The sequence below is a fragment of the Shewanella sp. BC20 genome (assembly GCF_003129585.1).
In the GTDB taxonomy this organism is placed as follows: domain Bacteria; phylum Pseudomonadota; class Gammaproteobacteria; order Enterobacterales; family Shewanellaceae; genus Shewanella; species Shewanella seohaensis.
This window is the reverse complement of sequence record NZ_NHRI01000008.1, coordinates 20888-34035: the sequence shown is the minus strand read 5'-3', so window position 1 is coordinate 34035 and position 13148 is coordinate 20888. Positions and strand designations below refer to the sequence as shown.

The window sequence follows — 13148 nt, the reverse complement described above, 5'->3', positions numbered from 1 at the left end:
TATGCCAGCATTTGAATATAAGGCGCTGGACGCCAAGGGAAAACAGCTTAAAGGCGTGATCGAGGCGGATACCGCTAGACATGCCCGTAGTCAGCTGCGTGACCAACGCTTGATGCCGCTGGACATTCTGCCGGTCACCGAAAAGGAGGCCAAGGCGAAAGGTGCGGGATTCTCGCCCTTTAAACGCGGGATTTCGGTGGCGGAATTAGCGCTGATCACCCGTCAAATCGCCACACTGGTCGCGGCGGGTTTACCGATTGAGGAATGTCTCAAGGCGGTGGGCCAGCAATGTGAGAAGGCGCGCTTAGCCAGCATGATCATGGCAGTGCGCTCCCGCGTGGTGGAAGGCTATAGTCTGGCCGACTCTCTTGCCGAATTTCCGCATATTTTCGATGACTTGTACCGCGCTATGGTGGCTTCGGGTGAAAAATCGGGTCACTTGGAAGTAGTACTAAACCGCTTAGCCGACTACACCGAACGTCGTCAGCAGCTTAAGTCGAAACTGCAACAGGCGATGATTTATCCCATTATGCTAACGATAGTGGCCATTGGGGTGGTATCAGTGTTATTGGCTGCCGTGGTGCCAAAAGTGGTTGGCCAATTTGAGCATATGGGCGCTGAGTTACCGGCGACGACCCGTTTTTTAATTGCCGCCTCAGACTTTGTCCAACACTATGGCCTGTTTGTTATCTTGGCGATCGGTATTCTGCTGGTAGTTTTCCAGCGTCTACTCAAGTCACCGATTTTCAAGATGAAATACCATACGTTTTTGCTGAAAATGCCGGTGATTGGCCGAGTGAGTAAAGGATTAAATACCGCGCGGTTTGCGCGAACCTTAAGTATTTTATCTGCCAGTTCGGTGCCTTTGTTAGATGGGATGCGCATTGCCAGCGAAGTATTGCAAAATGTGCGGGTGCGAGCGGCTGTGGATGATGCCACGGCGCGCGTACGGGAAGGAACTAGCCTAGGTGCAGCGTTGACTAACACTAAGCTATTCCCAGCGATGATGTTATATATGATCGCCTCGGGGGAGAAGAGTGGTCAGCTCGAGGAAATGCTTGAGCGTGCTGCGGATAACCAAGATAGGGAATTTGAGAGTAATGTTACACTGGCGCTGGGCGTGTTCGAGCCCATGTTGGTGGTGAGCATGGCGGGGGTTGTACTCTTTATCGTGATGGCCATTCTGCAACCTATTTTGGCACTGAACAATTTGATTAGTGGCTAGTTTTTAATTTATGGATTATTGCCTCTTTGGACTCAGAGATGGCGCAGGTTTTTCTAGGAGATGTAGTCGATGCAAATGAACAAAAAGCACAAGGGTTTTACCTTACTCGAAGTGATGGTGGTAATCGTTATCCTCGGTATTTTGGCGTCTATGGTGGTGCCAAACCTGATGGGCAACAAAGATAAAGCCGACCAACAGAAAGCGGTATCTGACATAGTGGCGCTCGAAAACGCCTTAGATATGTACAAGTTAGATAACGGTGTTTATCCAACGACTGAACAAGGTTTAGAAGCCTTAGTGCAAAAACCAACCATTTCACCTGAGCCACGTAACTACCGTGAAGAAGGTTATGTGAAGCGTTTACCACAGGATCCATGGCGCAATAACTACTTACTGTTAAGTCCAGGCGAAAACAGCAAGTTAGATATCTTTAGTGCAGGCCCAGATGGTCAGCCAGGTACCGAAGACGATATCGGTAACTGGAACTTACAGAACTTCCAATAAGATGTTAACGCTGCGTCACGCCGGCTTCACCTTGATGGAGGTGATGCTGGTGATTTTGTTAATGGGACTCACCGCGGCGGCGGTGACTATGTCTATTGGCAATTCAGGCCCACAACAGGCGCTGGAAAAAAATGCGCAGCAATTTATTGCCGCCACAGAGCTAGTGCTGGATGAAACCGTATTGAGCGGTCAATTTATCGGTATCGTGGTGGAAAAAACCAGCTATCAGTTTGTTTATTATAAAGATGGTAAATGGAATCCATTGGAGAAGGACAGGATTCTGTCTGAAAAACAAATGGAACCCGGCGTGGTGCTGAATCTGGTGCTCGACGGTTTACCCCTAGTGCAGGAGGATGAGAAGGACGAGTCGTGGTTCGACGAGCCCTTAATCGAGCCTTCTGCGGAAGATAAGAAAAAGCACCCAGAGCCGCAGATTTTGCTGTTTCCGAGTGGTGAAATGAGCGCCTTCGAGCTGAGCTTTATGACCAAGACCGACAAGGGGCCACTCGATGTGTTAGTGGTTGGCGATGCCCTTGGCCGCTTAACCCTAGGGCGACCCGATGAAATACGCTAAGGGTATGACACTACTCGAAGTCATTGTGGCCTTGGCGGTATTTGCCATCGCCGCCGTCTCTATCACCAAAAGCTTAGGTGAACAGATGGCGAATATGCCGATTCTGGAGTCGCGCACTCTTGCTCAATGGGTGGCGGACAATCAAATGGTCGACGCTAGGCTCGATCCGCAATTTCCCGAATTAGGCAAAAAAGAAGGGCAGGTTGAACTCGCGGGTAAGGATTGGTACTGGCGTAAAGAAGTGGTGAAAACTACGGATGATAACTTTCGCATGATCCGCATTAGTGTCAGTGAAGATGAGCGTTATCAGCGTATTGCAGCACAAGTGAGCAGTTATGTCCTTAAAACAAACTAAGGCTCATAAGGGATTTACCCTGCTGGAAATGCTGATCGCGATTGCGATTTTTGCCATGTTAGGTTTAGCCGCCAATGCGGTATTAAGCACTGTGCTGACCAACGATGAAGTGACCCGTAACTTCTCGGTGCGTTTAAAGGCATTGCAGCAAGGCTTTGGCGCCATTGAGCGCGACCTTGGGCAGATGGTGGCGCGGACACCCAGATTACTCGAAGGCGGCCGTGGTACCACAGTATTCCAAACGGGTAACGATATTTTAGATTCGGAATCAGAGGCCTTAGTGTTCTACCGCTTAGGCTGGCTCAACCCCGACGGCATATTGCCCCGTGGCAGCATACAGTCGGTTGCCTACGTGGTGCGCGAAGGAAAATTAGAGCGTTGGTACTTTCCGTATCCCGAACCCGAGTTTGGCGCCGAGCCAATGAAGACTGTGATTATCGATAAGGTGCTCTCGGTCGAGTATTCCTTCTTTATGGAGGACAAATGGGAGCGTAAGGTCGAAGCGACCAAGTTACCCAAAGCCATCGCAATGGAAATTGAGATTGAAGGCTTAGGCAAAATTCAACGTAAGTTTATGTTGCCCTTGGGCGCGGCGGCGCCAGAAAAGTCCAATGATGAGGACAACAAGAACGATAACGCCGATGATAATAAAGACGACAACGGCGACCAAGATAATAACGGTGATGGCTCGGGTAACGGCGAAGAAGATCCCGGTAAAGGTGACCCTGGCAATGAGGATGGCGCATGATAAAGCGAAGTCCGACTAAACAACGTGGCGTCGCGCTGATTGTGGTGTTGTTGATCGTGGCCATGGTGGTGATTATCGCCACCAATATAACCAGCCGAAATCAGTTGTCGATGCGCCGCACTCTAAACTTAGCCCAGTACGATCAGGCCTATTGGTACGCGATTTCCGCCGAAGAACTGGCGAAAAAGATCCTTAAACAGGACTTAGACGATTCGGAAGGCCGGGTACACAAGCAACAATATTGGGCCATGAGCGACGTGGTATTCCCGGCGGAATATGGTGAGATTGCAGGCAAGATCACCGATATGCGTTCGTGTTTTAACTTAAATGCTTTGTCTGTCACCACAAAAGATGTGGAAAACGGTCAACCTAAATTGCCGTTAGCGGCAAAGCAATACAAAGCGTTATTAGTGAGTTTAGGGATGGATGATTTTACCGCGGATCATCTGACCCAAACCTTAAAGGATTATATCGACGAGGACACGGTCGCGAGCCCATATGGCGCCGAAGATGCCGAGTACGAGGCACGAAATGTGCCATATCGCGCCGCAAATACCCTGATGAATCACAGGAATGAGTTGCGGGCGGTGATAGGTTATACCCAAGATATTTATCTGAAATTATTGCCTTATATTTGCGTCATTCCAGGGAATGACAGACAACTGTTAAACGTGAACACCATAGAGGTTGAGCAAGCAGCGCTGCTGGCGGCCATGCTGGATAATCAGATTTCGGTTGGCGAGGCTGAAAGCATTATCAACCAACGCCCCGGCGATGGTTTTGCCAAGATCGATGATTTTTATGAATCCTCCTCAATGGGGTCGATTAAATGGGAAGATGCGATGAAGTCCAGTTTTGTGGTGGACAGTCAGTACTTCCTCCTCGCCTCGGGCGCAAAGGTCGACAACGCCATTTTTAGAATGGAGAGCGTGCTCAAAAAGAGCAGCGGTAACAAAATGGATGTGCTCACCCGTCAGTTTGGTGGACAAAAATAATAGCAAACAAGCTCAATCTTTTAAGATGGAAGCTGGTGGAGAAAAACTGTGAGTGAACGGCTATTTATTCGCTTAGGCAGAACCGCAGAGCAGGCATGCTCTTGGCTGGTTTGGTCCGAACAAGAACAAGAAATTATCGCCTCTGGTGAACTTGCCAACGCCCAAGGTTTATCAACCTTAACCGAGCGCGCGGGAAATCGGCCTATCGATGTATTGGTGCCAGCCTCCGCCATGACGCTCACCAGCGTGAATCTGCCCGAAAAAGGCCAACGCCAGGCCTTAAAAGCCCTGCCTTTTATGCTGGAAGAAACCATCGCCGATGATGTGGATGCGATGCACTTTACCGTTGGCCCACGTAATGGCGATGCCCTCAGCGTGGTAGCCGTTGCCCATGAGCAAATGCAAACTTGGCTTAGCTGTTTGGCCGAAGCGGGTTTAAAAGTGAAGCGTATCGTGCCCGATTGCCTCGCCTTGCCATTACAGGAATGCCAATGGGCGGCAATGCGTTTTGGTAACGAGTTATTACTGCGTACAGGATTAGGAACCGGCCATAGCCTGCCTTTACCTTGGCTGCCTGTCGCGATGAAGCAACTGACGGCACAGGCCGACGAAGTGTCGGTCGCCAGTTACACTGAGATGGAACTGGACGGCGTTGAGCTTAAGCCACAGCCGCTCGATTTACCTATGTTGGTGCTAGCGCGCGGTATTTTACATGCGCCCATCAACTTACTCACGGGTGTGTATACGCCGAAGCGCGAATACAGTAAGCATCTGTTGCAATGGAAAAATGCCGCAATCGTATTAGGCGTTGCCATTGTCTTGTCCTTAGTGAATAAGGGCTTAACTATTCATCAGGTGAATGGCCAGATTGCCGATCTGAAGGCGCAGAGTGAAGCCATTTATCAACAAGTGGTGCCGGGGAACTCACGCATTGTGAATTTACGTTCGCAGATGGAAAGCCAACTGCGTTCACTCCAAGGCCAAGGCAGTGGCGCTGAGTTTTTTGCAATGCTCGATGGTTTACAGGACGCCTTTAAACAAGTGCCCGAGCTGAAACCAAACACCCTAAGATTTGAGAGCGCCCGTAATGAAATCCGTATGCAAGTTACGGCCAAGAATTACGCGCAAATTGAGAAGTTTAAAGAGATTGTCGGCCGTCGTTTCCAAATGGATGGCGGTACGATGAACAGCGGTGAAGATCAGGTCACCAGTACCTTAACCTTGAGGAGCAAATAAGATGGATAATTTGCGGACTTGGTGGCAAGGGCTTGCATCGCGCGAGCAGCAAATCGTCGGATTCGGCGCCGTTTTCTTAGTGATCGGCGTGTTTTATTGGGGTATCTGGACACCGATTGCCAATGCCGAAGCCAATGCACTGCGCAACTTAACGGCGCAGCAGCAGACCCTGACCTATGTAAAGCAAACGGCGAATAAAATCGCAGGCTTAAAACAAAGCGGCGCTAAACCGACAATGTCAGGCAGCTTAAGCTCGGTCGTTAACCAAACAGCGGGCACTTACGGATTAGTGATCACTCGTATGCAGCCCCAGGGCGATAAAATCCAAGTGTGGATGGATGATGTGCCATTCGATGCCTTACTCAATTATTTGAGTGACTTAGTGCAGAAAAAAGGCCTATCACTTGAGAGTGTTGATTTGGCAGAGGCCGACGCGGCTGGCTATGTCAAAGTAAGACGTATCCAACTAGCGCAATAGGTTAAGGTGTAGCTGTGAGTTTGATAAAAAAAATCATTATAGGTGTACTGGTTTATTTAGTGTTTTTACTGGCGCTATTTCCCGCCAGTGTCGCTGTGCGCCTCGCACCACTGCCTGCAAATGTGGGGATTTCTGGCGTGAGTGGCAGTATTTGGTCTGGCAGCATCGAAACCTTAAATCTGCAGCAACGCCAATTGGAACAAGTTCGCTGGGAGCTGAGCCCTTGGGCGTTGTTTTTGGGTAAAGTGAAGCTGGATTTTCAAGTGGGTAGCCGTGCAACTCCAGTGAGTGCCAAAGGGTTAATCACTTGGTCTATGGGCGGTATCAGCGCTCAAGGATTGCGTTTTGAAGCGCCCGATAGCTTCTTGATTGGCAATGCTAAGCTGCCATTTAGAACCGAAATTAACGGTGAAGTCAGCCTGTTGGTGGAAACCCTAGAGCAAGGTAAACCTTGGTGCGAGCAGTTATCGGGTAAGCTGTTTTTAAATCAAACCAATGTGAAGAACCAATTCGGCAATTATCCACTGGGTAATATCGAGCTGGGGCTAAGTTGTGTTGAGGGTAAAGCCCAGCTTGCTACCGATGAGAGTAAAAACCAGTTGGGGATTATCGGCACGCTACAGCTAGACGAAGGCAATATGGTTAAGGTTGCCGCTAAGATTAAAGAAACCAACGAACAGCCAGAAGATATGCGTAAATCCCTCGGGATGCTCGGCAAACGTGGCAGCGATGGTTACTTCCCTGTGGTTTATCAAGGCCGTATTCCAGGGCTTTAATCTTAGATAAGCTTGTGCATGATTCGATAAAGGCACCTTAGGGTGCCTTTTGTATCTTAAGGGATTAACCCGCCAGATCGGCAAACAGCAGGCGATAGTCGCTAATAGCAGGAAAATCATTGAAGGTTTTAGCCGGTTTTTGGCTATCGGGATTGCTGATCCCGAGCTGATGCCCCACGCCCGCTAAGCGCGCCGCATTCAAAATCGGCTCGCTATCATCGATAAACAGGCAGCGCTCTGGCACTAGGGCGAATTTTTCAAATAGCGTTTGCCAAAATTGTGGGTGTTCCTTGGGATAACCCGTTTCATGGCTTGAAATCATCGCATCTAAGCCGCTAGCCAGTTCAGTGTGTTCCAGCTTAAGCGCAAGACTCTTAGGGTGGGCATTGGTGACTAAGATGCGTTTTTTCCCTGCGGCGGCGAGGGCATCGAGAAAAGGCATACTGTCTTGGCGCAGCTGAATACGGTCAACTAAGTTGCGGTGAAGCCCCATAATGTCGAGCTGCAGCTCGGACTGCCAATAATCGAGGCAATACCAATCTAACGTGCCCGCGACTCTGCCGTAGGCTTGTTCCACCAGTTGTTGTGCCTGGCTCTGGCTTAATCCCCGCTGCTTGCTCAGTTCCTGCGGCACCAGACTCAACCAAAAATGGTTATCAAAGTGCAGGTCGAGCAGGGTGCCATCCATATCGAGCAGTACAGTATCAATCTTCTTCCAGTCAAACATGGGATGTCCTGTGTGGTTAGGTCTGCTTAGCGTCAAGATGTATATCAGCCTATCTTGTCAGCATGACACTTTGTGCTAGGCTTGATTAATTCGTTTTTGTCTAAAAATGAGACACTTGGATATGGATATCTGCTCATTCGCCTTACTTACCCAAGCTCCGAATATCACTAGTTTACAGCAAGAACTCACGACTTTGTTGCAGCATGAGTGGTTGCCACACATTAACCAACGTGATTATCACGCGGGCTCGCAGGGTGGTTGGGATGTGCTGGCTCTACGCTGCGCCGAGGAATACCGAGTCGCGCACCCTATTTTGCAGGCTTTTTCCATTAGTGCTGCAACAGATTGGGATAACTTACCCTCATTGGAATCGAGCCCCGCGCTGCTGCAGTTTATTCAATCCCTTGCTTGCCGGGTTAAATCGGTACGTTTAATGCGTTTACACGCTGGCGCCGAAATCAAACCCCATAGGGATCAAGGCTTATCCCTAGAGCAAGGCGAAGCAAGATTGCATCTTCCCATTCAAACTCATGCCCAACTGTATTTTTATGTGGACGATAAGCGCGTGCCTATGCAAGCGGGGGAGCTGTGGTATATCAATGCCGACCAAATCCATTGGGTCGCGAACAAAGGCGTGGAGGCCAGAATTAATTTGGTGATCGATTGTGAAGTCAACTCGTGGTTAAAGGAGCTTATCCATGATGCAAAGATCAAAGCCTAATGCAGGGCAGCGCGAGGCGTTTCTAAGATTAAAGCAGTTTGCACAGGCGCTGTTGCAATCTCACTCTGCGGGGGAGGCAAAGCGGCTTATCGATCCAATGCTGACGCAGTTATGCCAATTGACAGGGTTAGAGCTGCATCCGGCGTTGTTTCTCGATACAGAGGCCAGTATGACTCCTTTTGGCAAGGCGGTATCACCAACAACTGCAGCGCAATGTGCAGAAGACCCCGAGCGTAGCAGAGTGTTTATTCAGGGTATTCATCAAGTGATACAGGACAAACTTAAAGCCAACTCGAACCAACCTGTGCGCATACTCTATGCCGGAACAGGGCCTTTTGCTTGGTTAATCTTGGCCTTATTACCGCTATTTACGGCAAAGCAAGTGCGAGTAACCTTACTCGACATTCATCGAGCGTCATTGGAGAGTGTTGAAACGCTGCTGACGTATTTCGGCGTAGCGGATCGTGTCGATGTGCTTATTTGTGCTGACGCTACGCGTTGGCGGCCATCATCAACACAAGCCTTTGATCTGATTATTTCTGAAACCATGAAACACCTGCTGCAACAGGAACCGCAGGTACAGATTTTTAGCCAGCTACAGCATTTTTTAGCAGAGGATGGATGTTTGATCCCTGAGTCGATTGAGTTGGATGCGTGGCTTGAGTTAAAAGATCGGCCGCCAGTTTATTTGGGCCCTTTATTCTGCCTCGATTTAGCCCATGCCCGCTTGCTCGCTCAAGGTGACAGGAGTGGGTTGGCGGGGAGCTTATTGTTACCTCATTATGAGCCTCAACCCATAAGCCTAAAACTGACGACAAAAATCAGGGTCTATGGCGAACATCAATTACTTGAAAACCAATCACAATTAACCCTATCCCAATATAAAAAATCCCTGTGGCTTAAACCTCTTAGCAGAGTGGACTTTAGCTACGAGCTGGGAACATATCCCGATTTTATCTTCCAATATCAGCAGCAGAAATTGGCGCTTGTTGGCAGTGAGGATTTGAGTTGTTTGGGCATTTATCACTTGCAGCGACTATGGCAAAAAATTCAGTTGCAAAAGCGTGGACAGGGCAATGAGGTTACTAAGGGAGAATGGAACCTAGATAAAGCGCTGCTGGATCTGTGCGGTATAGGATTAGAACCTGGGATGAAGGCGCTCTATCAATATGATAAACAAACTGATTTTATCGCCTTCGTTCAAAGGCAAACTAAGCTGACTACGGCGGATATCGTTGGCATCAATCAGCGATTGCGTGCCTTATCCCAAGCTGAGCCAGAAAGCGGCAATATCGAATTAGCTTATGGTAACGCTTTACCTCAAGTGCTTACCGATGCCCAACTCGCCTTTTGGCAACGGGAAGGTTATTTAGTCATCCCGCAAGTGTTGTCAAAAGCGCAATGTGCAGTGAGTCGAGCAGTGATTTGGCAACAGCTTGGCGCGAATGAAAATGATCCCTCAACTTGGTACCAGTCCCATGAGTTGATGCAGAAAATCATGCTGCAGTTATTTCGTCATCCCACCCTCGATGCTAATCGGCAAACACCTCTTATCCGCCAAGCCTTTGAACAATTATGGCAGCGTACCGATTTAGTGATGACGACTGACAGAGTGAGTTTTAATCCTCCTGAAACGCCCACTTGGCTGTTTCCTGGTCCCAATATGCATTGGGATATGCCACTGCAACTACCCGTGCCCTTTGGAACGCAAGGATTGATTTATCTGACGGATACCCCTGCCGAACAGGGGGCATTTTGCTGTGTTCCAGGGTTTCACCTCAAAATAGAAACCTGGCTACAGGAGCAAAACAAGACTGATATTGAGTTGCAGCAACAGCGTTGGGAGGAGTGGTCCATTAAACCCATTGCCGCAAACGCAGGGGATTTAATCATTTGGCACCACGCCTTGCCACATGGACCAACACCCAATCGAGGCGTGTTACCCCGCATGGTGCAGTACATTAACTTCTACCCAATGGCCAGCTAATGATTGATATTCATGAACAGCAGCAACGCTATTGGCAATTGCTGCATCAGCCTGAATCATTGTTTTTACTGCATCAAGCGCAGGATGTTGAACATTTTGTTGCCTTGATGGCGGATTTCCTCAATTGGCCCGAGCTAAATTTAGAGCAGATGCTGGCATTTATTGCCTTGCAGCAACAAGGTTTCATTCCGGATTTAGTACGCTTCAGCCAAGTTTGGTTTCCTTCTCGATATCATTCTCAAACCAAAACAATAAGTTGGGTTCCTGTCTTTCAGCGGTTATCAAAACCTTTCTTGGAGGACGATATCAGCGATGCTCGTCGTGGTTTACTGGCCAGTTTTATCCAACCTCAAACTTTGCTCGAACCCTTATTATCCCAACGTGAAAGTTTGCCCGCGATCAATCCTAATTTGATGATTTTCCATTGGTCTCGTTGTGGGTCAACACTGGTTTCTAGCAGTTTTTCCCTACTCAAAACTTGCCGAGTGTTATCCGAATCTATGCTCTGCAGCGATGTGATGCACCATGATGCTTGGCCTTCGACCTTAACACCGCTGCTGGTTGATTTATGTTTAAGGCTACAAGGGCGCTTGAGGCCTGATGAGCGTGAGCTAGTGATCAAGTGGAATGCGTGGGATTTAGCCTGTTGGCCCATGTTGCTCGAACTTTATCCTAATAGTCGAGTGTTTTGCCTGATGCGCCACCCCAGAGATATTTTGGCTTCGCATCAACGAGAGGCTGGGATGCATATGGCGGGGCGGGTGAAGGCTGTATTTCCCTATCCGTTACCGCTTACTGAGCCAAATTTAGACGCATTTCGAATGGGTGTGTTGCATGGTTTTGCCCAGCAAACTGCTGCACTTTATCAATCAAGTCGTTGCATCTTAATGGATTATCAACAATTAAATGCGCTGGAACCCAGCACACTTTCGACCATTCTAGACTGGTCGTTAGCCGCAGAAGATATCGAGCATTGGCAACAGCACTGGCGCTTTGATGTTAAGCGACAAGGACAATTGTTTACGCCCATGGTACCCGCGCAATCTATCCCATTAAATGAATCACAAACTCTCTCATGGCAGCAGTTATTGAATGCTTATGAGCAACTGTTGCAACCTTTAGATCGAGATAAAACTATGATGCTAGCTGAGTTAAATCCATTAACTGGCTTGAGTATTAAGCCTGCCAACGCAAACGATAACCTATTTATGGCAGAGCTTTTTTATTCGACTAAAACCTTCTTCTATGAGCTTGGTTTACCCCTTGATATCGCACAGAACATGTTGGAGCAACAATATCGGCTGCAACAAGTCTCCTATCGGGAACAATATCCAAATGCCATCAGCTACATTTTGTTTTATCAGCAACAAGCGGTCGGCAAACTGATGCTAGATATTAATGAGCAGAGAGTTCATCTTGTTGATTTTATTATTACGCCAAGCATGCGAGATCGCGGTTTAGGCTCTGCGGTATTAGAGGCGGTCAAGCTTGAGGCGACACAACGTCAGTTGCCTGTTCATTTATCAGTAGAGAGTGAAAATACTCAGGCTAAATCACTCTATTTACGGCATGGATTTCAGTTTCAAAGCCGTTCCGAAACCTATGAGTCAATGCTATGGCCTTAAACGTTGGCTGATAATTTACACAAAATTATTTCTGCCTAATTGTGTTTGCCGATTTTTCAGATATGTTTAGTTGTAACTAAGTTGTATTGGTTGTGTTGCATAATAACCTCCCCAATGTGTGATGCGGATGATGTTGTAATCAGCAGAAGGAACTCGCTGTCGATTAATTGTCGTGAGTAATTAAACCATTAAAAGACGTTACATAGACAAAATCGTTATTTAAGGAGAAATACAATGTCAGATCCATTTATTGGTCAAATCTCTATGTTCGCCGGCAACTTTGCTCCTCGTGGGTGGGCATTTTGCGAAGGACAATTGCTTGCTATCTCATCCAACACCGCCTTGTTTTCGATTCTTGGCACTACTTATGGCGGCGATGGAAGAACGACCTTTGCATTGCCAGATTTGCGTGGTCGTGCACCTATTGGTGCCGGTTCTGGCCCTGGATTGACACCGATACCTCAAGGGCAAAAGTCAGGCACTGAATCAGTTCATCTGACTGTTAACGAGTTGCCGGTACATGCACCTCAGGTAACCGTTGAAGTTGCTGTGCCAGCAGTGGCTGCCAGTACCAATGTGACTGCCGCCCCATCTGACACTAGTGTGCTTGGCCCTGTCACTGGTGGTGGTCGCCCTGGTACTTTGTACAGCGCTGATGCAGCTGATACAAGGCTCAAACCTTTTAATGCCAATGTCACGGTCACTCCAATGGGAGCTGGCGCCGCTGTGCCCATTCGCAATCCTTACTTGGGGATGAACTATATTATTTGTACCCAAGGGGTATTTCCTTCTCGTAATTAATCTGTGGTTTTATTGGTTGGGCGCAAAGGATTTGCGCCCACCTTATGTCCTTGTTGTTGGAGATTGTCATGCACAGGAATTCGTTCCCAGATGTGGTTCATCAGGCTTTGGAAAATATGAAACGCACAACTCAACGTAGCTATCTATTGATCTTTTTTTTAATGTTCATGGCAGTTACGTCTGTTAGTGTCAGGGCGGCTGTGCCTGCTGATGAAAACTACGATGATAATCCAGGGGCAAGCTTTAATAACCAAAACACTTTTACTCTTGATGGCGTGAAATACACCATAACAGGCTCCGGAACCTATTCTCATATCACCAGCAACAATGCGGGATCTTCACCCTTAGGAAATAATGGAAGTGATTACTTTTTGTTGTTTGATTCCGGCGGCGTCT

At 48.1% G+C, this 13148-nt stretch carries 14 protein-coding genes; 13 read left to right on the top strand and 1 reads right to left on the bottom strand.

The annotated features are described in order from the left end of the window. Position 1 precedes the first annotated feature (1 nt). From gspF to CBX96_RS09925, 9 genes are all read left to right on the top strand, one after another. A complete protein-coding gene (gene gspF / locus CBX96_RS09965) occupies positions 2-1225 on the top strand; it encodes a type II secretion system inner membrane protein GspF (protein WP_109286573.1) in 1224 nt (407 codons plus the stop codon). Between the two features lie 69 nt (positions 1226-1294). Beyond that, the gene (gene gspG, locus CBX96_RS09960) at positions 1295-1729 is read left to right on the top strand and encodes a type II secretion system major pseudopilin GspG (protein WP_011715426.1); all 435 of its coding nucleotides are present in this window, start codon (positions 1295-1297) and stop codon (positions 1727-1729) included. Position 1730: 1 nt separating this feature from the next. Continuing rightward, positions 1731-2303, top strand: coding sequence for a type II secretion system minor pseudopilin GspH (gspH, locus tag CBX96_RS09955; RefSeq protein WP_089066681.1), 573 nt, complete (start codon positions 1731-1733; stop codon positions 2301-2303). Beyond that, a complete protein-coding gene (gene gspI / locus CBX96_RS09950; protein ID WP_011715428.1) occupies positions 2290-2658 on the top strand; it encodes a type II secretion system minor pseudopilin GspI in 369 nt (122 codons plus the stop codon). Before gspH ends, gspI begins: the two co-directional genes overlap by 14 nt. Next, positions 2639-3406, top strand: a complete 768-nt coding sequence (gspJ, locus tag CBX96_RS09945; RefSeq protein ID WP_089066682.1) for a type II secretion system minor pseudopilin GspJ — start codon at positions 2639-2641, stop codon at positions 3404-3406. The genes gspI and gspJ overlap by 20 nt, the downstream gene beginning before the upstream one ends. Beyond that, entirely contained in the window at positions 3403-4401 is a 999-nt protein-coding gene (gspK, locus tag CBX96_RS09940; RefSeq protein ID WP_109286572.1) for a type II secretion system minor pseudopilin GspK, read from the top strand. The genes gspJ and gspK overlap by 4 nt, the downstream gene beginning before the upstream one ends. A gap of 48 nt (positions 4402-4449) precedes the next feature. Then, positions 4450-5637, top strand: a complete 1188-nt coding sequence (gene gspL, locus CBX96_RS09935; RefSeq protein WP_011624782.1) for a type II secretion system protein GspL — start codon at positions 4450-4452, stop codon at positions 5635-5637. 1 nt (position 5638) lies between these two features. Continuing rightward, the gene (locus CBX96_RS09930) at positions 5639-6115 is read left to right on the top strand and encodes a type II secretion system protein M (protein WP_011620998.1); all 477 of its coding nucleotides are present in this window, start codon (positions 5639-5641) and stop codon (positions 6113-6115) included. 14 nt (positions 6116-6129) lie between these two features. Next, positions 6130-6891: a type II secretion system protein N gene (locus tag CBX96_RS09925; RefSeq protein WP_011624783.1), complete on the top strand. Its 762-nt coding sequence runs from the start codon at positions 6130-6132 to the stop codon at positions 6889-6891. A gap of 64 nt (positions 6892-6955) precedes the next feature. Here CBX96_RS09925 and yrfG read toward each other — a convergent pair whose 3' ends face one another. Further along, complete coding sequence (gene yrfG, locus CBX96_RS09920; protein WP_023266223.1) at positions 6956-7618, bottom strand: GMP/IMP nucleotidase; 663 nt, start codon at positions 7616-7618, stop codon at positions 6956-6958. A 121-nt stretch (positions 7619-7739) separates the two neighbouring features. On the opposite strand from yrfG, the gene CBX96_RS09915 reads away from it, so the two are divergent. The 4 genes from CBX96_RS09915 to CBX96_RS09895 all read left to right on the top strand — a co-directional run bounded on the left by CBX96_RS09915 (position 7740) and on the right by CBX96_RS09895 (position 12752). Then, the gene (locus CBX96_RS09915) at positions 7740-8339 is read left to right on the top strand and encodes an aspartyl/asparaginyl beta-hydroxylase domain-containing protein (RefSeq protein WP_181382184.1); all 600 of its coding nucleotides are present in this window, start codon (positions 7740-7742) and stop codon (positions 8337-8339) included. Next, on the top strand, positions 8317-10326 hold the full coding sequence (locus tag CBX96_RS09910) for a phytanoyl-CoA dioxygenase family protein (protein WP_109286570.1): 2010 nt from the start codon (positions 8317-8319) through the stop codon (positions 10324-10326). Before CBX96_RS09915 ends, CBX96_RS09910 begins: the two co-directional genes overlap by 23 nt. After that, a complete protein-coding gene (locus tag CBX96_RS09905; RefSeq protein WP_258294423.1) occupies positions 10326-11951 on the top strand; it encodes a GNAT family N-acetyltransferase in 1626 nt (541 codons plus the stop codon). Before CBX96_RS09910 ends, CBX96_RS09905 begins: the two co-directional genes overlap by 1 nt. Positions 11952-12185: 234 nt before the next feature. Beyond that, positions 12186-12752, top strand: coding sequence for a phage tail protein (locus CBX96_RS09895; protein WP_109286569.1), 567 nt, complete (start codon positions 12186-12188; stop codon positions 12750-12752). Positions 12753-13148: the final 396 nt, after the last annotated feature.

Bases quoted from the DNA above. Each gene is read 5' to 3' on its own strand.
- gspK (WP_109286572.1), top strand. From the start codon at position 3,403: ATGATAAAGCGAAGTCCGACTAAACAACGTGGCGTCGCGCTGATTGTG.
- yrfG (WP_023266223.1), bottom strand. From the start codon at position 7,618: ATGTTTGACTGGAAGAAGATTGATACTGTACTGCTCGATATGGATGGC.
- gspJ (WP_089066682.1), top strand. From the start codon at position 2,639: ATGTCCTTAAAACAAACTAAGGCTCATAAGGGATTTACCCTGCTGGAA.
- CBX96_RS09905 (WP_258294423.1), top strand. From the start codon at position 10,326: ATGATTGATATTCATGAACAGCAGCAACGCTATTGGCAATTGCTGCAT.
- CBX96_RS09930 (WP_011620998.1), top strand. From the start codon at position 5,639: ATGGATAATTTGCGGACTTGGTGGCAAGGGCTTGCATCGCGCGAGCAG.
- gspI (WP_011715428.1), top strand. From the start codon at position 2,290: ATGAAATACGCTAAGGGTATGACACTACTCGAAGTCATTGTGGCCTTG.
- CBX96_RS09915 (WP_181382184.1), top strand. From the start codon at position 7,740: ATGGATATCTGCTCATTCGCCTTACTTACCCAAGCTCCGAATATCACT.
- gspH (WP_089066681.1), top strand. From the start codon at position 1,731: ATGTTAACGCTGCGTCACGCCGGCTTCACCTTGATGGAGGTGATGCTG.
- gspF (WP_109286573.1), top strand. From the start codon at position 2: ATGCCAGCATTTGAATATAAGGCGCTGGACGCCAAGGGAAAACAGCTT.
- gspG (WP_011715426.1), top strand. From the start codon at position 1,295: ATGCAAATGAACAAAAAGCACAAGGGTTTTACCTTACTCGAAGTGATG.
- CBX96_RS09895 (WP_109286569.1), top strand. From the start codon at position 12,186: ATGTCAGATCCATTTATTGGTCAAATCTCTATGTTCGCCGGCAACTTT.
- CBX96_RS09910 (WP_109286570.1), top strand. From the start codon at position 8,317: ATGATGCAAAGATCAAAGCCTAATGCAGGGCAGCGCGAGGCGTTTCTA.